Genomic DNA, 19,011 nt, shown 5'->3' with positions numbered 1-19,011 from the left:
TAATTAATTGTTTTCGGGTCTCAGGCTTCGTACCGTTTTACCTGCTTTCCACATTTCGCTTTCTCTCAACTCAGTAAGTTCAGCTTCCAATTTTTCACGATAATCCGGTTTGCTGTTACTGTCGATCGAACGTTGTGCCTCGTTTCCTTTCGCTACATTGTCATACAGTTCTTCAAACAAAGGCGAAGTAGCATCTCTGAAACGCTTCCACCAATCCAAAGCTCCTCTCTGAGCAGTTGTGCTGCAGTTAGCGTACATCCAGTCCATTCCGTTTTCTGCTACTAAAGGCATTAATGACTGAGTCAATTCTTCTACGGTTTCATTAAAAGCTTCAGAAGGGCTGTGTCCATTTTTTCTCAATACATCATACTGAGCAGCAAATATTCCCTGTACAGCACCCATCAAAGTTCCACGTTCTCCGGCAAGGTCGCTGTATACTTCTTTTTTAAAGTCGGTTTCAAAAAGATATCCGCTTCCTATCGCAATTCCTAATGCAGTTACTCTTTCTCTGGCCTTTCCTGTAGCATCCTGATATACAGCAAAACTGCTGTTCAAACCTCTATCCTGCAAAAACATTCTTCTCAATGATGTTCCAGATCCTTTTGGTGCTACCAGAAATACATCTACATCGGCTGGAGGAACAATTCCTGTACGCTCGCTGAAGGTAATTCCGAAACCATGAGAGAAGTACAATGCTTTTCCTGGGGTAAGATGCTGTTTTACTTTCGGCCAATATTCTATCTGTGCGGCATCACTCAGAAGATAGCAGATAACAGTTCCTTTTTCCAGTGCTTCTTCGATTTCAAATAAAGTTTCTCCTGGTACAAATCCGTCTGCTAATGCTTTATCCCAAGATTTGGAGTTTTTTCTCTGACCTACAATAACATTAATTCCGTTGTCTTTCTGGTTTAAAGCCTGTCCGGGTCCCTGTACTCCATAACCGATCACTGCTACGACCTCATTTTTTAATACTTCCTGAGCTTTTTCCAACGGAAATTCTTCTCTTGTTACTACGTTCTCCTCTACTCCTCCAAAATTCAATTTTGCCATTTTTTTTGATTTTATTTATTATTGATTGTGATGTTTAATTTTTACATTTAGCTGGCATATTCTACCACCGTCAGATATGGGTTTCTGTGATAATGTACCTCCAGAACATCTACCTGCTTTTCCATTTGTCTGCTGATCTTTTGAACAGAATCTTCTGTTTCCCGGATTACAATGACAAACTTTTTTACCTTTTCTATTTCTGAAGGCCCTACATTGAAGGTTACCATAGAAATTCTTCTTCTTGAAAAAATAGCATTGATGCGGCTGATCAATCCTAAATAATCTTCTGTGTACGCCGTAATGGTGTATTCTTTATGATCTGTTTTCATCTTTTTATTTTTAAGCTTTATTATTTAATACAATCTCCGAAACACTTTTCCCCTGTGGAATCATCGGAAATACATTGTGTTCTTTTCCTGTCATTACTTCAAGGAGGAAAGATCCTTTATGATCCAGCATTTCACGGAGTGCCCACTTCAGTTCTTCTCTCTCAGACACTTTCTTTCCAGAAATATTATACCCTTTTGCTACCTGAACAAAATCCGGACTCTGAATATCTACTGAAGAATATCTTTCTTCGTGAAACAATTCCTGCCACTGTCTTACCATTCCCAGATAGCAATTATTCAGGATTAATATTTTGACTTCCGGATGGTATTGCATAATAGTTCCCAGTTCCTGAATATTCATCTGAGCTCCTCCATCACCCATCACTGCAACCACAGGGCGGTTGGTTTCTGCATAAGACGCTCCTATTGCTGCGGGAAGACAGAATCCCATTGTTCCCAGCCCTCCACTTGTAACGTTGGTTCGGGAATGTTTGAAATGAGAGTAACGACACGTTGCCATCTGATGCTGTCCCACGTCGGTTACAATTACAGCTTCACCTTTTGTCATTTCATTCAGGTGGCGGATAACTTCTCCCATTGTAATTTCTCCCTCTTCAGGGTAAAGCTCTGTATGGATCAGATTGATACTTTCAATTTCATGACATTTTTTAAATCTTTCATGCCAGTCATGATGTTCTCTTTTTATAATCCTTTCGGTAAGAAGAGGAATCGTGTGTTTACAATTTCCAAGAACCGGAACATCTACTTTTACATTTTTATTGATCTCTGCGTTATCAATATCCAGATGAATAATCTTTGCCTGTTTTGCATATTGATCCAATCTTCCGGTCACTCGGTCATCGAACCTCATTCCGACTGCAATTAAGACATCGCATTCATTGGTTAATATATTCGGGCCATAGTTTCCGTGCATTCCTACCATTCCTACAGCTTGTGGATGATGAGTTGGAATAGCACTCATTCCTAAAACCGTCCATGCTACAGGAATTCCTGATTTTTCGGCAAATTGTAAAAATTCTTTTTCGGCTTTCCCCAGCATAATCCCCTGTCCAGCGATGATAAATGGTTTTTCTGCTTTATTGATCAGCTCTGCAGCTTTTCCAATATTTTCCAGACACGGATCAGGATCGGGTTTATAACTTCTCAATGAATTACATGACGAATATCCTTTATAAGCAACAGACTGCAACTGGGCATTTTTGGTCACATCAATCAGTACTGGACCGGGACGACCTGACTTTGCAATGTAGAATGCTTTTGCCAATACTTCGGGAAGCTCATTGGCATCGGTCACCTGATAATTCCATTTGGTAACAGGACTTGTGACGTTCATTACATCAATTTCCTGAAAGGCATCAGTTCCCAGAAGGTGTTCAAAAACCTGTCCTGTAATACAAACCAAAGGAGTATTATCTAATAGTGCATCTGCCAAACCTGTTACAAGATTAGTTGCTCCCGGACCACTTGTAGCCAATACAACTCCGACTTCTCCTGAGACTCTTGCTAAGCCCTGCGCTGCATGTACTGCCGCCTGTTCATGGCGTACCAATATATGTTTCAGATTTTCCTTATAGTCGTAAAGGGCATCATAAATAGGGATAATAGCACCTCCCGGATATCCGAAAACAGTTTTCACTCCTTCCTGAAGAAAGGCTTCAAGAATGATCCGGCTTCCGCTCAGTTGTATTTCTGTTGATATATTCAGATTTTCCATATTTTCTTATTGAGTGATTTCGTCCGTTACACAACCTTCTGCAGCTGATGATACTGTTAATGCATATTTATAAAGCAATCCTTTCTGTACTTTAAGGGCTGGTTTTTGCCATCCTTGTTTTCTTCTTTCTATTTCTTCTTCTGAGACTTTAAGCTGTATGGTATTGTTGACAGCATCAATTTCAATCAGATCATTATCGTTTACAAAGGCAATCAGACCTCCTTCGTGCGCTTCCGGAGTGATATGTCCTACTACGAAGCCATGGGTTCCTCCGCTGAATCTTCCGTCTGTAATTAAAGCAACACTGCTTCCCAGTCCTGCTCCTATCAGTGCGCTGGTGGGTTTCAGCATTTCCGGCATTCCGGGAGCTCCTTTCGGGCCTTCATGACGGATGACAATGACGTCTCCATGCTGTACGGTTCCATCCTGAATTCCTCTGATCAGATTTTTTTCACCATCAAATACACGGGCTTTACCTACGAAACGTTCGCCTTCTTTTCCTGTGATCTTGGCTACACTTCCTTTTTCCGCAAGATTTCCGTATAGTATTCTCAGGTGTCCTGTAGCTTTTACAGGTTCTGAAAGAGGCTTTATAATTTTTTGTGTATTAAAATCCAGATCGGGAACATTTTCTAAATTTTCAGCTAATGTCTTTCCGGTTACTGTTAAACAATCACCGTGTAATAATCCCTGGTTTAAGAGGTATTTCATGACTGATGGTATTCCTCCGTGTTCATACAGATCCTGCATCAGGTATTTCCCGCTTGGTTTTAAATCTGCCAACACCGGAGTTTTATCACTCATTTTTTGGAAATCATCCTGAGTAAGCGGCACTCCTACACTTTTTGCCATGGCTATAAAATGTAGAACGGCATTAGTGCTTCCCCCAAGAATAACAATCATGCGAAGGGCATTTTCAAAAGCTTTGCGGGTCATGATATCCGAAGGTTTAATGTCTTTTTCCAATAATATTTTCAGATATTTTCCTGCTTCAAGGCATTCTTCCTGTTTTTCTTTGCTTAAAGCCGGATTGGAAGAGGAATACGGAAGACTCATTCCTAACGCTTCTATTGCAGATGCCATTGTATTCGCAGTATACATTCCACCACATGCACCAGCTCCGGGACAGGAATTTTTCACAACTCCATCAAAATCTTCTTCAGTGATTTCTCCAGCTATCTTTTTTCCTAACGCTTCAAAAGCAGAAACAATGTTAAGCTGTTCACCTTTATAGCAGCCGGGAGCAATTGTTCCTCCGTACACCATGATAGATGGTCTGTTCAGCCTTCCCATTGCGATGATGGTTCCCGGCATATTTTTGTCGCAGCCTGGTAATGCAATCAATCCGTCGTAGTATTGTGCTCCACAGATAGCTTCGATACTGTCTGCAATCACATCACGGCTTACCAGAGAATAGCGCATTCCATCTGTTCCGTTGCTCATTCCGTCACTTACTCCGATGGTGTTAAAAATCAATCCGGCTAATCCATGATTCCACGTTCCTTTTTTTACTACCTGAGCCAGATCATTCAAATGCATATTACAGGTGTTCCCGTCATAGCCCATACTGGCAATTCCGACCTGAGCCTTGTGCATATCTTCCTCTGTAAATCCTATCCCGTACAACATGGCTTTGGCTGCGGGTTGTTCGCTATTTTGCGTGAATGTTTTTGAATATTTATTTAACATACTTTTCCTACATTTTCTATTCTTTTCCTCTTCTTCAAATAGAGTTCTTTACTAAATTTTGATCCAAAACTACATTTTGTAATATTCTTTTCATTTTCATTTTTTCTAAAAACTACAATATTCAATTATTCAAAAAACAGAATTATCCAATTGATAATCAAACATTTAAATTCATAATATTTACAATGACAGAACTCTTACTAATTTTAAATATGCCTGTTGTACTCTCCCACTTGCTGTGTTTTCCCAGTCTTTGGTAAAAGGAACATCATCAAGTGAATCCAGGGCAACAATTTCTGCTGCGGTACCACAGAAAAAGCCTGCATCTGCACCCCGCATTTCCTCTGGTTTAAAAAAGGTTTCTTTTACAGGGATATCAAGCTCATCGCAGATCTCCATCACCGTTTGTCTTGTGATTCCAGGAAGGATGCTTCCTTTAGCCGGAGTATATAAAACTCCGCCTTTTTCATAGAACACATTGGCACCTGAGCTTTCGGCAACATTCCCGTTTTCATCCAGAACCAGCGCTTCATCATAGCCTTTATCTTTGGCATCCTGACAGGCTAATATGGAGTTTACATAATGTCCTCCTACTTTGGCTTCCACCTTGAAAGCTTTAGGATTAGGACGTTGAAAAGGGGAAGTCATAATTTTCATTTTATCTGCCAGATAGCCGTTATTCCATTCCCAGGCTAGAAGTGACAGGTAAGATTTTTGTCCTTTTGAGAGAGACATATTGGGAGAGCACGTAACCAATGGACGGATATAAGCATCGGTAAATCCATTTCGATCCAGAAGTTCATAGGTAAGTTCTGTAAGCTGATTTACGGAATAATCGAAAGGAATATGCATCAGTTCTGCTGATCTTTTCAGTCTTTCGTAGTGTTCTTTTGCTTTAAAAATTTGAGTTCCATGATCTGTGCTGTAGGATTTAATTCCTTCAAAAACAGAGTAACCATAGTGAAGAGATTGTCCATACAGATCAGTTCCGGCATCTTTCGCTTTCATAAATTTTCCGTCAAAATAGATGGTTGTGTCGTCGTTGTAATACATGTTATAGGGGTTTAAAAAAAATTAACAAATGGGAATAAAAAAAGCCCTCTCACACTGTGAGAGGGCTCAATATATGTACAGTCATACACCTTCCTTCTCACAGACGCAAGGGAATAATAATGACGATAATAATTACTGATAATAACTGATACATATTCTTATACTATAAAAAATTAAAAACAAAAAAACCGTTTCATAATTTGAAACGGTTTTATATATAATTTAAATTAAAATCTATTTAAAATGCCGTTTCCTTACTGTTGTTAATGACAACAGCAATAATAGAAATGACAATAATATTTTTCTGATTCGTAAAATTCATACTGCAAATGTATAAACTTTTTAATTACTCACAAGTTTTTTTCACACTTTTTATTTTTTTCGTAAAAAATGAGTCAACGTTTCCTTTGCTGAAGCCACATCATGAACCCTTAAAATTTTTGCTCCCTGTTCCAGTACAGCCATGTGGAGTTTCTGTGTTTCCTCATTGATATCCAGAGGGGATTTCCCAAGTGGTTTGTAAATAAATGACTTTCTGGAAATACCTATTAAAAGAGGAAATTTTCCGAATCCCAGATATTCAACTTCATGGATCATTTTCATTTGATCTTCTACTGTTTTTCCGAAACCAAAACCGGGATCAAGAATGATATCATTCACTCCTTTTTCTAAAAGTTCTTTTGTTTTTTTAGCAAAATATTGGTTCACTTCCAGTGTAATATCTTCAAACTTTATTTTATCATGCATGGTTTCATAAGAAGGATTTACATGCATCAGGATATAAGGAAGTTTCGTTGCAGCAGCGGTATCAAACATTTCCGTATCATACTGACCTCCAGAGATATCATTGATCAGATCAATTCCTTCATTGAATCCGAATCTTACTGTTTCTGCATAAAAAGTATCCAGAGAAATCAGGGCTTCCGGAAATTCTTTTTTAATGAGAGAAATCAGATTTCCAAGTCTGTTTATTTCTTCTTCAGCACTTAAAAATTCGGCATTGGGGCGTGTAGACTGAGGACCAATATCCAATATTTCTGCTCCGTCCTTCAATAGTTTTTCTGCATGTTTCAATGCTGATTTTTCATTATTGAATTCCCCACCATCCGAGAAAGAATCCGGTGTCATATTGAGGATTCCCATAATTTTTGGGGTGTCCAGTTGTACTAACCGGCCGTTGCAATTGATTGAGTAGGTGGGAGCGTTGGAGGGTTGGAGAGTTGGAGAGTTGGAGAGCATGAGTTGGATGATTATGGATTAATGATAATTGATGAATGATTTCTGTAGTGCAAAATTAGTGATTTATGAGTTTTTAATGAGAAGAAATTAGAAATTATAGGCTGGATTATTAATTATGAATGATGAATTATAAGTTATGAGTTTAACTCCTACACTTTCAAACTATACTATCCCGAATCTCGTCATCCCGAGCCCAAAGTGTTTCCACTCTCTAACCCTCCAACCCTCTTACTCCCAAACTCACAAACTCTCAAACTCGAATCCCGCAACCCAAAACTCTAAAACTCTCAAACTCTCCCACACTCAAACCCTCTCACTCACAAACTCTCAAACCCAAAAACTCGAATCCCGCAACCCGAAACTCTCAAACTCTCCCACACTCAAACCCTCTTACTCTCAAACCCAAAAACTCGAATCCCGAAACCCGAAACTCTAAAACTCTCAAACTCTCCCACACTCAAACCCTCTCACTCACAAACTCAGCTCATCAAATTCAAAAATCTAAAACCGAATTCGTATATTTGGAAGATTAAGAAAATTTATGCTAAAAACATCAGTACAGTTCGAGAAAATTATCAGTCAGTGCCGTGATCTTTTCGGTAAAAAATTACAGGATTATGGTGCAGCATGGAGGGTTTTAAGACCGAGTTCCATTACCGATCAGATTTATATCAAAGTCAACAGGATCCGTACGCTGCAGATGACTGATAAAAAAATGGTGGATGAAAGTGAGGAAGATGAATTTATCGCCATTGTGAACTATTCTATCATTGGACTTATTCAGCTAGAGAAAGGTCTTTCCAATGATTTCAACGAAAATAAGGAAGAAATTTTAGGTCTTTATGACAAGTATGCCACTGAAGCAAAGGCTTTGATGGAGAGAAAAAACCATGATTATGGTGAGGCATGGAGAGATATGAGAATCTCTTCAATTACAGATCTTATTTATCAGAAAGTATTAAGAACTAAACAGATTGAGGACAATCAGGGAAAAACCATTGTTTCGGAAGGGCTTGATGCCAATTATTTCGATATGCTGAATTATGCAGTCTTCTGCCTTATCAAATTCTCAGAAAAAGAAAATCAATTCGAACCCAAAAATATTTAATATGCTCAAAGGTTTATTACGCTTTATTATTGCTGTTATTTTTATCCTTTCAGGCTTTGTAAAAGCCGTGGATCTGGTAGGTTTTTCTTTCAAAATGGAAGAATATTTCGCACCGCCGGTTTTCAACATGCCTTTTTTAGAAAAGTTTGCTCTGCTATTTTCCATTATCGTAGTGGTACTGGAGCTTTTCTTAGGATTTATGCTGTTGCTTAAATTAAAGCTTAAGTTTACCTTGTCCATATTAATTGCACTTTGTGTTTTCTTTGGATTCCTTACATTTTACTCAGCGTATTTCAATGTGGTAACCGACTGTGGATGTTTTGGAGATGCTATCAAATTCACTCCTTGGCAGAGCTTCTTAAAAGATGTTGTACTGCTGGTAGGATTGATTATCTTATTTATCCTTTACAGAAAAGATTTCCGTAAAAAAGATGAGTACGGAATTACTCAGAAAGAGTCTTCCAATACCTTTAAATATATCCTTTTAACTGTCTTTTCTTTAGGGATGATTTATGTTATGGCTCAAGGAATTATGCATGAACCTATTATTGATTTCCGTGATTATAAAATCGGGACTGATATAAAAGCTGAAAAAGCAAAAATTGATAAAAACCCTTCTGAATATAAAACTTTCTACACGCTGAAAAATCAGAAAACAGGAGCCGTTGTAAAAGTAAATCAGGATGATTATATCAAAAAAACAGAATACTGGGCAGAAGGCTCTCCATGGAAAATTGAAGATGGAAAGAATGAATCTGTCCTTATTAAAGAAGGCTATAAATCTGAAATTGTAAAATTCAAGATTGAAGATCCTACAGGAATGGAAGTTACTCAGGAAATCATTAATGCACCAAAAGCAGTTCTTGTTTTCTCATATCATCCAAAAGAGATTCCTGCAGATCTGCTTCAAAAAGTAGAAGCGAAGGTAAAAGCACAGAAAGGTGCTCTTATCTACGGAGTTTCCACAGAACCTAATACTTTTAAAACCATCAAAAATGTACTGATGGATGGAACTGCTATCAAAACAATAGCGAGAAGCAACCCATTTGTACTGATTCTTGAAAACGGAAAAATTATAGATAAACAGCCTGCAAAGGACTACGTTAATTAATTATAAATGATGAATGATGACTTATAAATGATCTTTCTTTGACGAGAAATAATCATGTATTAATTATCAATTATCAAATTTAAACACTAAACTTAAACATACAACAACTCATGCAAAAATCAAATAAATCAATCGCCGGTTATCATTTACTTATGATCCTTTCTTCTGTAGACGGAGAATTTGCTCCTGAGGAAGGAATGCTGGTACAGCAATACATGGCGGATGAATTTCCTTTCAGAATGAATCTTGACAACGAGCTTGAAACATTGGCTCTTTTGCAGCCTGAAGAATGGAAAGATCATTTTGAATTCCATGCAAGATGTTTCCACGAAGATTCTACAGAGGACGAGCGTGTGAAATTTGTTCAGTTTGCAAAATCACTGATCAAAGCTGATAATAAAGTAACGGAAGAGGAACATACGTTCTACGTACTGTTGAAAAACCTTTGGGGATTATAAACGCTCAACACATTGCACAAACTTAAAAAAATAAATAAATCTATATTTAAATCTTATGAGAAGAAAAATAGTTGCAGGAAACTGGAAGATGAACAAAAATGTAATTGATGCACAACAATTAATGATTCAGTTACTAAGCTATAAAAACAACAATGCTACGAACTGTGAGGTTTGGATTGCTCCACCTGCATTGTATTTGATGATGGCAAAAGATGTTTTTGAAAAGGATGAAATAGGAGTATTTTCTCAGGATATGAGCGAGCATGAAAGCGGCGCCTATACTGGTGAAATTTCTGCAGATATGCTGGAATCTATTGATGCAACCGGATCACTAATCGGGCACTCTGAAAGAAGACAGTATCACGGAGAAACAGATTCTCACTGTAACAGAAAAATCAAATTAGCTCTTGACAAAGGTCTTATTCCTGTTTACTGTAACGGGGAAACTCTTGAGCAGAGAAAAGCAGGACAGCACCTTGAGGTAGTAAAAAACCAGACTGAAGTAGCGCTTTTCACACTTTCTGCTGAAGAAATTAAGAAGGTAGTGATTGCTTACGAACCGGTTTGGGCGATCGGAACAGGAGAAACAGCAACTCCGGAGCAGGCTCAGGAAATCCATGCACACATCAGAAGTATCATCGCTGCAAAATACGGACAGGAAGTTGCTGATGAGGTTTCTATCCTTTACGGAGGTTCTGTAAAACCAGACAATGCTAAAGAAATTTTCTCTCAGCCGGATATCGACGGAGGTCTGATTGGAGGAGCAGCTTTGAAATTAGAGGATTTCTCTAAGATTATTGAAGGTTTTAACTAATATAAAATATTTATATATCATCCAATAAAAAGCGGCGGAATCGAAGATTCCGCCGCTTTTCCGTTAAAAAAATCTAATTATTGAATATCGACTACATACATTGTTCCTTTGTCTACTTTACCCGTTTTAGGTAAAATTTTAGCTTTTGGATTTCCGTTTCCATCATCCACTACTCCAAAATCATCATCATTGAAAACAGCCAGTTTATTATTTCCTAAATAAACAATTCCTTCGAATTTATCATGCTCGTAACCCAGTTTTGCAACCAGATCTACGGCTAATGTTTTGGTAACAGCTTTTATTCCTGCATTGGTAATTTCATCCCATGAACACTGCTCTAAAGCTTTTCCGTTAATTTTCATTCCGTCCACCGCATTAATATCGGCTCCGTTCACATCGGAAGCATTGCTCAGATTGATTCTGTATACTTTTTTGATTCCTCCCTGAGAACCGAAATTTCCGTCTCTTTCAATCACCAGGAATTCATTATTGCTGATGGCTGTAATATCACACACCGAATCAGAAGCGCCACCATCCTGTTTGTATAAAAACTGCTTGGTTTGCCCTGTAATAATATCAAAAGTGACAATTCTCGTTAAAGTAGTATTGGTGGCCAATGCTTTACTAGGAACAAACATCATGGATTGTATTGTACCTACCAATGTTCTTCCATCCGGAGTCATGCAAAGTCCTTCCATTCCTCTGTTGGCTCTTCTTTTTGCTAAAACAGCTGGTAGTTTTCTTGGTCCTGTATTTACGCCAACAGGGCTTATTCTTTCCATTTCTACTCCGTCTACACTGTAATGTACGATATGTGGACCATATTCATCAGAAACCCAGAATGTACCATCAGCGGCAGCAACAATACTTTCGCTATCAAGACCATATTGATCAGTACCCAAAACATTTCCGGAAGCATCATAAGCTACTTCTCCGGTACTTCCCATTCCTACAGGATTTGGAAGTCCTGTAATAGGTTGTCCGGATGGATTTTTAAGTTTAATATATTTGATGACCTCTACATTTCCGTCAGCATTGATTTTAAAATGCATAATGGTTGGAGTAAAATTAGGAGCAAGAAACTTTTTCCCATTCTGGAAGTCGGTATTAGGACCTCTATCTGTAATGACATAAAATTCTCCCTTTCTTGTAGGATGAGCAGCTGCTCCGGAACCAAAGCCACCGTTAATAACATCCACACCGTTTATTGTAGCCAGTTTTGTAAATGGAAATTCCTGAGGTAGTTTGGAATAATTAATATCCTGATTAATCATTGTGGTATCGTCATCACTTTTACAGGAAGCCAATACAGCCAGTATACCCACAGAACATAGTAATTTTTTCATATGCTATTTTATGGCTGCGAAAATAGGGCTTGATTGTAAACTGATCTTAAATACAATGATAATTGTTTTTTAACAATAGAACAGACAGAATGCATTGAAGATAAATAATAAAAGAACCTGTTTGAAAATGAAAAACCAAGAATCCAGCCCAATCGTTAATCAATTTGAAAATCAACTTTTTAAAGGAAAATAATTCACAAAACGGACTTATCAATTTATATGATATATTTGCAGCGTTTTAAGGCTGAACAATGTTCATTAATAGGGAATCAAGTGAGAATAATATTCAAATCTTGGGCTGTACCCGCAACTGTAAACTGTTTAAACTTACTGCACGAAAAACCACTGGACCTGAAAATCCGGGAAGGAAGCTGTAAGATGTGAGCCAGGAGACCTGCCGTAAAGCACCAGATTCAGAGAAAGAATTATTTCTCCTCTGAAGATAAGTTTCGGGAATAAAACTTTAAATTAATTATATCATGAGGAAAATCTATCTTTTTTTCTTACTGCTTTGCATGCAGGTATTGTCGGCCCAATTTACAGAAAACGACATTAAATTTTGGGTAGGAACAGGTTCTAAAAAAGCATATTTCATTGCAGATTTTAATGATGACAGCTCTCCCAATTCTTATGCATGGGGATATCGTTTTGACGGCGATGGCCTGTTGATGGAAGATCTTATCAATGCAATTGTGGCAGCAGAATCCCAAATGCAGGTTGACATTCCTACGGGATATCTTTCTATTCTGAATTATAATCATCACACATCTACTGTTGATGACAGCTGGATAACATGGTCCGGATCCAGTTCATCAAACATGACATGGAACAATGGTGTAGGTTATACGCCTTTGGAGGACGGAAAATGGTATGGAGTGACTTACGGCCTTGATCATTACGATATTCCTCCTTCTTCTCCCGTTCCAGCCTACAGTTCTGCCTGGTTTACTCCGTCTCAGGTTACGAACTGGGTGGGAACAGGAACTAATAAAAGCCTTGTCGTTATTGATTTCGGAACTGATAATGCCAACGGAAATGCGAATTCTTTTGTTTTTGGAATTACATACAACGGAAGTATCAATGCTGAGCAGGCTTTACAACTGATCCAATCTCAGGCTTCTTATTTTAATTTTGCATTAGCGAATAATCAGATTGCTACTCTATCATTGAATTCCTTTGCAGGGAATGCTTCCGGATCAGACAGCTGGAAGCTATATAAAGGAAAAGATCTATCAAGCTGGCAAACAAAAGCCAGCCTTTCTCAGATTCAGCTGAGCAATAATGATTGGTTTGGGTTGAGCTTTGGGCTAAGAAGACCATTTACACCCTCTGAAGCACAGCTGACTTTAGGAATTTCTTCTGTGACAAAGAAAAAACTCAATATTTATCCAAACCCGGCAAGTGATTTTATTCAGATTGAAACGGCTGAGAAACTGAAAGAAGTGAATATCTATTCTGTAGCAGGACAGAAAGTAATGACTTCCCAAGTTACTAAGATTGATATTCATTCTTTAAACTCTGGAGTTTATTTTGTGGAAATTAAGACCTCTGAAAATACAACGATCCATAAGATTGTTAAGAAATAGAGAAAGCGACTTGAGTCGCTTTTTTTGTGAAGATGTGAGTAAAATATACTGTTGAAAACCACCCCGTCAAAAATTCTTTGAATTTTCGCCACCCCTCCAGCGGAGGGGAATTTTTACCCCTTCAGTTGGAATTTTGATCTGGTTTGTAATTTTTCTCTCACATCTGTTGTTGAATCCTTATGCTGTATTCTTACGGAATGACAAACTGTATGGATAAACCATTATTCCAATTGTGTCTTTCCACAGGAGTCTAAGCATTTGGTAAATAACTTAAATGAGTGATTAAAATACAAATCCAACAAAAAAACCGCACCAATCTGGTGCGGTTTTCTTATGATTTTAAAATCAATTATTTTTTCTCTGTAGATCTTTGTAAAACCTCATCTACCATTCCGTAGCCTTTCGCTTCTTCAGAAGTCATCCAGTAATCTCTGTCAGAAGATTTTTCTACCCACTCGTATGTTTGTCCTGAGTGATGACCGATGATTTCATAAAGTTCCTGCTTCAGTTTCAACATCTCTCTCAAGTTGATTTCCATATCAGAAGCAACTCCCTGAGCACCTCCTGAAGGCTGGTGAATCATTACTCTTGAGTGCTTAAGCGCAGAACGTTTTCCTTTTTCTCCTGCAACCAATAATACAGCTCCCATTGAAGCAGCCATACCTGTACAGATTGTTGCTACATCCGGCTTAATGATCTGCATCGTATCATAAATACCTAAACCTGCATATACACTTCCACCAGGAGAATTGATATAGATCTGAATATCTTTTGAAGGATCAGCACTTTCTAAGAATAAAAGCTGAGCCGTAACAATGTTTGCTACCTGATCATCAATACCTGTTCCAAGGAAGATAATTCTATCCATCATCAGACGGGAGAAAACGTCCATCTGAGCAACGTTTAATCTTCTTTCTTCCATGATGTACGGAGTAAGATTCGTTGGGCCATACATTCCCATATACTGATCGGTAACCAAACCGTTGTTTCCTAAATGCTTTACAGAGAAATCTCTGAATTCTTTTTTAATGTCCATATTTTTATTATGTATTATTTTTTAAATATTCTCGAAGTTTAAATTACAATATTTATTCCTAAAATTTTATAGGACTTTTTGTCACAGAATACTCAAAAACCTGACGTCAAATTATCTTTTTCTATCTACATATATTCCTTTGATAGGTGAATATTCGATCATATTATTCAATCGGATAGACGCCTGTTTCAACAGGGTAATCTTTTTGATCAGCTCATAATATTTTACTTCATCCGTACTGCTGTACTGATCGAGTTCTTTAGCCGTTTCCTTGATCAGATAGTCAATATATCTGTATTTATGCAGCAAAACATCTCCCTTGATCTGATCTGCCACTTTATCACCATAATTGGGAGGATAAATATTTCTGGAAGCCCAGTTTTCAAGCTCATCCAACGGAATTAAAGCATCTACAACCTTGGTAGTAATTTCTTCGTCCATAAAAGATACAAAAAAGTTTCCACTTCTCAACTCATCTTTTTGAATCCCTTCCCTTACCTGATTGATAATGATCTCATTTTCTTTGACTAAAAATATATACTGTTCTTCTTCGAAATGATGAAGAATTTCTTCAATAACGGTAATATCATATTCCTCGTTCTGATCATTTCTTCTTTTCAGAATAATATCTCCGAACATCAGCATATGATCTACCAGCTTGTTCTCCATGAACAGTACATCATACAGAAAAGGATCTTCTTTTTCCTGGTCCAAAGGCACAACTTCCATCTTTGGAGCAGCTGTTTTTTCCTTCTGCTGTTGCTGAACATGATGAGTCTGATTCTGCGTGATCTGTTTCTGAACATCCAGTTCATTGAAAAGACTCTGTTCGGAAAGTCCGAATTTATTGGAAACTTCTTTAAGATAAACCTCTCTTTTCAGGGCATTCTGTACAAAAGAAACCGATTTTACAATATCCCTTATGGCTTCAGCCTTTTTGATAGGATCATTTCCGATATCTCTCAACAGAATTTCCGCCTTAAAGTCGATAAAATCCATCGCTTCATTTTCGATGTACTTTTCAACGTAATCCTGCGGATGTTTTCTGGCAAAGGAATCCGGGTCGTCTCCATCAGGAAAAAGTAAAACACGGATATTCATTCCTTCTGTCAGGAGCATATCAATACTTCGGAAACTGGCCTTGATACCGGCATTATCACCGTCAAAAAGAATCGTTACATTTTCTGTAAGCCTCTTAATCAGTTTAATCTGCTCTGTAGTCAAAGACGTTCCGGAACTTGCTACCACATTTTCAATTCCGGACATATGAAGTGAAATCACGTCCATATATCCTTCCACCAAAAGACAGGCATTCTTCCTTGAAATAGCCTGTTTACTCTGGTTTAATCCGTAAAGAACATTGGATTTATGATAGATCTCCGTTTCCGGTGAGTTGAGATATTTCGCAGTCTTGACATTATTCTTCAGAATCCTTGCTCCAAAACCTAAAACCCTTCCGGAAAAACTGTGAATAGGGAAAATAACTCTTTCTCTAAAACGATCTACGCCTGCAGGAGTGTTTTCAGGGAAAATAGAAAGTCCGGATTTTTCAAGAATTTCTTTGGTATACCCTTTCTCCAGGGCATAAGCCGTGAAAGCATTTTTCTTCTCCGGAGAATATCCCAGCTGGAATTTTTTAATGATATCATCCTTCAGCTCTCTTTCTTTGAAATAAGAAAGACCTATACTTCTACCCTCCTGATCATCCCAAAGAATCTCCTGAAAATAAGTATTGGCAACCTCATGAATCTTATATAAAAGATCTTTTTCTGTCTGGGCATTTTTTGCTTCCTCAGAAATTTCACGCTGATCTTCTTCAATTTCAATTCCGTATTTTTTGGCAGCGTGGCGAAGTGCCTCAGGATAAGTAAAGTTCTCAATTTCCATAAGGAAAGAAATGGCTGTACCACCTTTTCCTGTGGAGAAATCCTTCCAGATCTGCTTGCTGGGTGAAACCACAAAACTCGGAGACTTTTCTTCATGAAACGGACTGAGTCCTTTGTAGTTAGACCCTGCCCTTTTCAACTGCACGTATTCGCCTACAATCTCTTCAACGCGGATTGTGGAGAATATCTTATCAATGGTCTGTTTGGAAATCATGCTGTAAAATTAAGTAATTTTATGGAGAAGTTGGAAGTGTTTCGGGTTTCGGGATTCGAGTTGTTGGGTTTGAGAGTTTGAGGGTTTGAGGGTTTGAGGGCTAGAGAGTGGAAACATTTTGCGCCCGGGATGACGAGATTCGAGATTTTTGGTAGTAGGGTTTGAATGTGTAGGAGTTAAACTCATAACTTATAATTCATCATTCATAATTAATAACTTTCAGCTTCTAACTTTCAACCGCTAATTTCTAATTTCTAGCCTCTAATTTCTCATTAAAAACTCATAAATCATTATTTTTGCAAAACAAATTAGTATATGCAGTTCACTATCAATACAATCGAAGACTGGCAGGAAGTTGTTGACAGCATCATTCCTCAATTACAGCATCATATTCTTTTATTAAAGGGAAATCTGGGAGCAGGTAAAACCACATTCACCCAATTTCTGCTTAAAAATATGGGCAGCAAGGATGAAGTCAATTCACCTACCTACTCTATTGTGAATGAATATAATACAGAAAAAGGAAAAGTATATCACTTTGATCTTTACCGCTTAAAAAACATTGAAGAAGTCTATGATATCGGTATTGAAGAGTATCTGGACAACTCTTTTTTATGCATTATCGAGTGGCCGGAAGTGTATGAAGAGGAGCTTTATGGTCTCAACTATCACACAATGAGTATTGTGAACACGGGTGAAAACAGAGAAGTTTCATTCGATTAAATATTATGTATCTTTGCTCATTAATTGAGTGTAAATAACAATCTGTAAGACATAATTTAATTTAAGGATGAGTACAAATATTTTTACTCCTTTCACAGAAGAAGAATTAATGCCGAAAGAGGAAAAATTGGAGGTTATTAAAAAGGGAAAACAGTTTAGTATTGGAATTCCTAAAGAGACCTGTCTCAACGAAAGGAGAACCTGCATCACTCCTGACGCCGTACAGGTATTGGTAGAGCACGGCCATGAGATCATTATAGAATCCGGGTCCGGGGAAGGTTCGTTTTTTACAGATTTACAGTATTCCGAATCAGGAGCGAAGATCACTAATGATCCTAAAGAGGCTTTCGGGCAGGATCTTATTCTGAAAGTCAACCCTCCTACTGAAGACGAAATTGAGTACATGAAACCTAATACATATCTGGTTTCGGCACTTCAGATCAACCTCAGAGACAAGGAATATTTCTTAAAACTTGCAGAGAAAAAAATAAACGCCATTGCTTTTGAATTTATCGTTGATGAATACAAACAGCTGTCATTGGTAAGATTAATTGGAGAAATTGCAGGAACTGTTTCCATTTTATATGCTTCAGAATTACTGGCCTTATCAAACGGCTTAATGCTGGGAGGGATCACAGGAGTAAGACCTGCAGAAGTAGTGATTCTTGGAGCCGGAATTGTAGGCGAATTTGCAACGAAAGCAGCCATTGGTTTAGGAGCCAGCGTAAAGGTTTTTGACAATTCTTTATCCAAGCTGAGAAGACTTCACACGATTGTTGACAGCCGTGTACCGACTTCCATTATTGATCCTAAAGAACTCAGCAAAAGCTTAAGACGTGCTGATGTAGTGATAGGAGCTCTTCCAAGATTGAATATGACTCCCATCGTCACTGAAGATATGGTGATGAAAATGAAAAAAGGGAGTGTCATTATTGACATTACCATAGATAACGGTAAAGTTATTGAAACCTCAGAACTTACTACCATGGAAGATCCTTATGTCATCAAACACGGTGTTATCCACTGCGGACTTCCGAACCTTACTTCAAGAATGCCGAGAACCACCACCAAGGCCATCTCAAATTTCTTCCTTTCCTATATTTTAAATTATGACGAAGAGGGCGGCTTTGAAAACATGCTGATCCGCAAAAACGAAATGAAGCAGAGCTTATATATGTACAAAGGAAGACATACCAAGAAGATCATCTGCGACCGTTTCGGACTTACGTACCACGATATCAATCTTTTAATTTTCTAATGAAAAAACTGAAATTTTATGCAATAGGCTTCGTTCCGGGGCTTTTGATCGTATTTTTTATTTTAAACAAAAAAGGGGCAAGCTGCAGCGGATATTTACCGAACAGCCGTGTCATTGCGGAAAGCCTTTCCAAAGAATTCAAATATTCTGAAGAAGCTAAAAATGCAATGGCAGCCTACAAGATTGATGAGAAATTTATAAAAGACAGTATCATTACCAAAGGAAAAGTGGATTTTGACCGCAGCCATGCACAAAAAAAACCTTGCCCGAACTATCTTTTAACCTATCCTGAAAAAAATCCGTCTTACGAAATCACGTATGAAAAATGTGAAGAAACCGTGACGGTAAACGGTCTTAAAAAACTTAAATAGTTTTA

Annotated in this window: 17 protein-coding genes and 1 riboswitch; of the genes, 8 read left to right on the top strand and 9 right to left on the bottom strand. The window is 37.9% G+C overall.

Annotated features, from left to right (window positions below; all coding sequences use genetic code 11):
* Positions 1-3 precede the first annotated feature (3 nt).
* From ilvC to folP, 6 genes are all read right to left on the bottom strand, one after another.
* Entirely contained in the window at positions 4-1,050 is a 1,047-nt protein-coding gene (ilvC, locus tag ACKTTZ_RS15145) for a ketol-acid reductoisomerase (RefSeq protein ID WP_407845940.1), read from the bottom strand.
* Positions 1,051-1,097: 47 nt separating this feature from the next.
* On the bottom strand, positions 1,098-1,379 hold the full coding sequence (locus ACKTTZ_RS15140) for a hypothetical protein (RefSeq protein ID WP_051934208.1): 282 nt from the start codon (positions 1,377-1,379) through the stop codon (positions 1,098-1,100).
* A 10-nt stretch (positions 1,380-1,389) separates the two neighbouring features.
* Positions 1,390-3,114 carry a biosynthetic-type acetolactate synthase large subunit gene (gene ilvB, locus ACKTTZ_RS15135; RefSeq protein WP_407845939.1) on the bottom strand — a complete coding sequence of 575 codons (1,725 nt, stop codon included), beginning with the start codon at positions 3,112-3,114 and terminating at the stop codon, positions 1,390-1,392.
* 6 nt (positions 3,115-3,120) lie between these two features.
* Complete coding sequence (gene ilvD, locus ACKTTZ_RS15130; protein WP_407845938.1) at positions 3,121-4,803, bottom strand: dihydroxy-acid dehydratase; 1,683 nt, start codon at positions 4,801-4,803, stop codon at positions 3,121-3,123.
* A gap of 180 nt (positions 4,804-4,983) precedes the next feature.
* Positions 4,984-5,856: a branched-chain-amino-acid transaminase gene (gene ilvE / locus ACKTTZ_RS15125; RefSeq protein WP_253318216.1), complete on the bottom strand. Its 873-nt coding sequence runs from the start codon at positions 5,854-5,856 to the stop codon at positions 4,984-4,986.
* Between the two features lie 372 nt (positions 5,857-6,228).
* Positions 6,229-6,999, bottom strand: a complete 771-nt coding sequence (folP, locus tag ACKTTZ_RS15120) for a dihydropteroate synthase (protein ID WP_407845937.1) — start codon at positions 6,997-6,999, stop codon at positions 6,229-6,231.
* A 637-nt stretch (positions 7,000-7,636) separates the two neighbouring features.
* Between folP and ACKTTZ_RS15115 the strand changes: the two genes are divergently transcribed.
* The 4 genes from ACKTTZ_RS15115 (at position 7,637) to tpiA (ending at position 10,586) form a co-directional block, all read left to right on the top strand.
* Positions 7,637-8,203, top strand: a complete 567-nt coding sequence (locus tag ACKTTZ_RS15115) for a DUF1599 domain-containing protein (protein ID WP_253316541.1) — start codon at positions 7,637-7,639, stop codon at positions 8,201-8,203.
* Between the two features lies 1 nt (position 8,204).
* Complete coding sequence (locus tag ACKTTZ_RS15110; protein ID WP_407845936.1) at positions 8,205-9,314, top strand: BT_3928 family protein; 1,110 nt, start codon at positions 8,205-8,207, stop codon at positions 9,312-9,314.
* A gap of 110 nt (positions 9,315-9,424) precedes the next feature.
* Entirely contained in the window at positions 9,425-9,772 is a 348-nt protein-coding gene (locus tag ACKTTZ_RS15105; RefSeq protein ID WP_034692300.1) for a TerB family tellurite resistance protein, read from the top strand.
* A gap of 55 nt (positions 9,773-9,827) precedes the next feature.
* Positions 9,828-10,586, top strand: coding sequence for a triose-phosphate isomerase (tpiA, locus tag ACKTTZ_RS15100; protein WP_407845935.1), 759 nt, complete (start codon positions 9,828-9,830; stop codon positions 10,584-10,586).
* A gap of 77 nt (positions 10,587-10,663) precedes the next feature.
* On the opposite strand, the gene ACKTTZ_RS15095 is transcribed toward tpiA, so the two are convergent.
* Positions 10,664-11,932: an esterase-like activity of phytase family protein gene (locus ACKTTZ_RS15095; RefSeq protein ID WP_407845934.1), complete on the bottom strand. Its 1,269-nt coding sequence runs from the start codon at positions 11,930-11,932 to the stop codon at positions 10,664-10,666.
* Between the two features lie 224 nt (positions 11,933-12,156).
* A riboswitch (cobalamin riboswitch) is annotated at positions 12,157-12,349 on the top strand.
* A 62-nt stretch (positions 12,350-12,411) separates the two neighbouring features.
* Between ACKTTZ_RS15095 and ACKTTZ_RS15090 the strand changes: the two genes are divergently transcribed.
* Positions 12,412-13,518: a T9SS type A sorting domain-containing protein gene (locus ACKTTZ_RS15090; RefSeq protein WP_407845933.1), complete on the top strand. Its 1,107-nt coding sequence runs from the start codon at positions 12,412-12,414 to the stop codon at positions 13,516-13,518.
* A 349-nt stretch (positions 13,519-13,867) separates the two neighbouring features.
* Here the strand turns inward: ACKTTZ_RS15090 and clpP are convergent, their stop codons facing one another.
* Both clpP and dnaG read right to left on the bottom strand, forming a co-directional pair.
* Positions 13,868-14,554: an ATP-dependent Clp endopeptidase proteolytic subunit ClpP gene (clpP, locus tag ACKTTZ_RS15085; protein WP_027373257.1), complete on the bottom strand. Its 687-nt coding sequence runs from the start codon at positions 14,552-14,554 to the stop codon at positions 13,868-13,870.
* 111 nt (positions 14,555-14,665) lie between these two features.
* Positions 14,666-16,654 (bottom strand): DNA primase, encoded by a 1,989-nt coding sequence (gene dnaG, locus ACKTTZ_RS15080; RefSeq protein WP_407845932.1) that lies wholly within the window; start codon positions 16,652-16,654, stop codon positions 14,666-14,668.
* Between the two features lie 315 nt (positions 16,655-16,969).
* Between dnaG and tsaE the strand changes: the two genes are divergently transcribed.
* The 3 genes from tsaE to ACKTTZ_RS15065 all read left to right on the top strand — a co-directional run bounded on the left by tsaE (position 16,970) and on the right by ACKTTZ_RS15065 (position 19,006).
* Positions 16,970-17,377, top strand: a complete 408-nt coding sequence (gene tsaE, locus ACKTTZ_RS15075; RefSeq protein ID WP_407845931.1) for a tRNA (adenosine(37)-N6)-threonylcarbamoyltransferase complex ATPase subunit type 1 TsaE — start codon at positions 16,970-16,972, stop codon at positions 17,375-17,377.
* Positions 17,378-17,444: 67 nt separating this feature from the next.
* Positions 17,445-18,635: an alanine dehydrogenase gene (locus ACKTTZ_RS15070; RefSeq protein WP_309875101.1), complete on the top strand. Its 1,191-nt coding sequence runs from the start codon at positions 17,445-17,447 to the stop codon at positions 18,633-18,635.
* Positions 18,635-19,006, top strand: coding sequence for a hypothetical protein (locus ACKTTZ_RS15065; RefSeq protein ID WP_407845930.1), 372 nt, complete (start codon positions 18,635-18,637; stop codon positions 19,004-19,006). The genes ACKTTZ_RS15070 and ACKTTZ_RS15065 overlap by 1 nt, the downstream gene beginning before the upstream one ends.
* The last annotated feature ends 5 nt before the right edge of the window (positions 19,007-19,011 follow it).

Source organism: Chryseobacterium sp. KCF3-3 (assembly GCF_045865955.1).
Taxonomy (GTDB): Bacteria; Bacteroidota; Bacteroidia; order Flavobacteriales; family Weeksellaceae; genus Chryseobacterium.
This window is presented reverse-complemented; position numbering and strand designations above follow the sequence as displayed.

What these genes read in the sequence shown, in the direction of transcription:
- ilvC (WP_407845940.1), bottom strand. Translation starts at nt 1,050, where the DNA reads ATGGCAAAATTGAATTTTGGAGGAGTAGAGGAGAACGTAGTAACAAGA.
- ACKTTZ_RS15140 (WP_051934208.1), bottom strand. Translation starts at nt 1,379, where the DNA reads ATGAAAACAGATCATAAAGAATACACCATTACGGCGTACACAGAAGAT.
- ilvB (WP_407845939.1), bottom strand. Translation starts at nt 3,114, where the DNA reads ATGGAAAATCTGAATATATCAACAGAAATACAACTGAGCGGAAGCCGG.
- ilvD (WP_407845938.1), bottom strand. Translation starts at nt 4,803, where the DNA reads ATGTTAAATAAATATTCAAAAACATTCACGCAAAATAGCGAACAACCC.
- ilvE (WP_253318216.1), bottom strand. Translation starts at nt 5,856, where the DNA reads ATGTATTACAACGACGACACAACCATCTATTTTGACGGAAAATTTATG.
- folP (WP_407845937.1), bottom strand. Translation starts at nt 6,999, where the DNA reads ATGGGAATCCTCAATATGACACCGGATTCTTTCTCGGATGGTGGGGAA.
- ACKTTZ_RS15115 (WP_253316541.1), top strand. Translation starts at nt 7,637, where the DNA reads ATGCTAAAAACATCAGTACAGTTCGAGAAAATTATCAGTCAGTGCCGT.
- ACKTTZ_RS15110 (WP_407845936.1), top strand. Translation starts at nt 8,205, where the DNA reads ATGCTCAAAGGTTTATTACGCTTTATTATTGCTGTTATTTTTATCCTT.
- ACKTTZ_RS15105 (WP_034692300.1), top strand. Translation starts at nt 9,425, where the DNA reads ATGCAAAAATCAAATAAATCAATCGCCGGTTATCATTTACTTATGATC.
- tpiA (WP_407845935.1), top strand. Translation starts at nt 9,828, where the DNA reads ATGAGAAGAAAAATAGTTGCAGGAAACTGGAAGATGAACAAAAATGTA.
- ACKTTZ_RS15095 (WP_407845934.1), bottom strand. Translation starts at nt 11,932, where the DNA reads ATGAAAAAATTACTATGTTCTGTGGGTATACTGGCTGTATTGGCTTCC.
- ACKTTZ_RS15090 (WP_407845933.1), top strand. Translation starts at nt 12,412, where the DNA reads ATGAGGAAAATCTATCTTTTTTTCTTACTGCTTTGCATGCAGGTATTG.
- clpP (WP_027373257.1), bottom strand. Translation starts at nt 14,554, where the DNA reads ATGGACATTAAAAAAGAATTCAGAGATTTCTCTGTAAAGCATTTAGGA.
- dnaG (WP_407845932.1), bottom strand. Translation starts at nt 16,654, where the DNA reads ATGATTTCCAAACAGACCATTGATAAGATATTCTCCACAATCCGCGTT.
- tsaE (WP_407845931.1), top strand. Translation starts at nt 16,970, where the DNA reads ATGCAGTTCACTATCAATACAATCGAAGACTGGCAGGAAGTTGTTGAC.
- ACKTTZ_RS15070 (WP_309875101.1), top strand. Translation starts at nt 17,445, where the DNA reads ATGAGTACAAATATTTTTACTCCTTTCACAGAAGAAGAATTAATGCCG.
- ACKTTZ_RS15065 (WP_407845930.1), top strand. Translation starts at nt 18,635, where the DNA reads ATGAAAAAACTGAAATTTTATGCAATAGGCTTCGTTCCGGGGCTTTTG.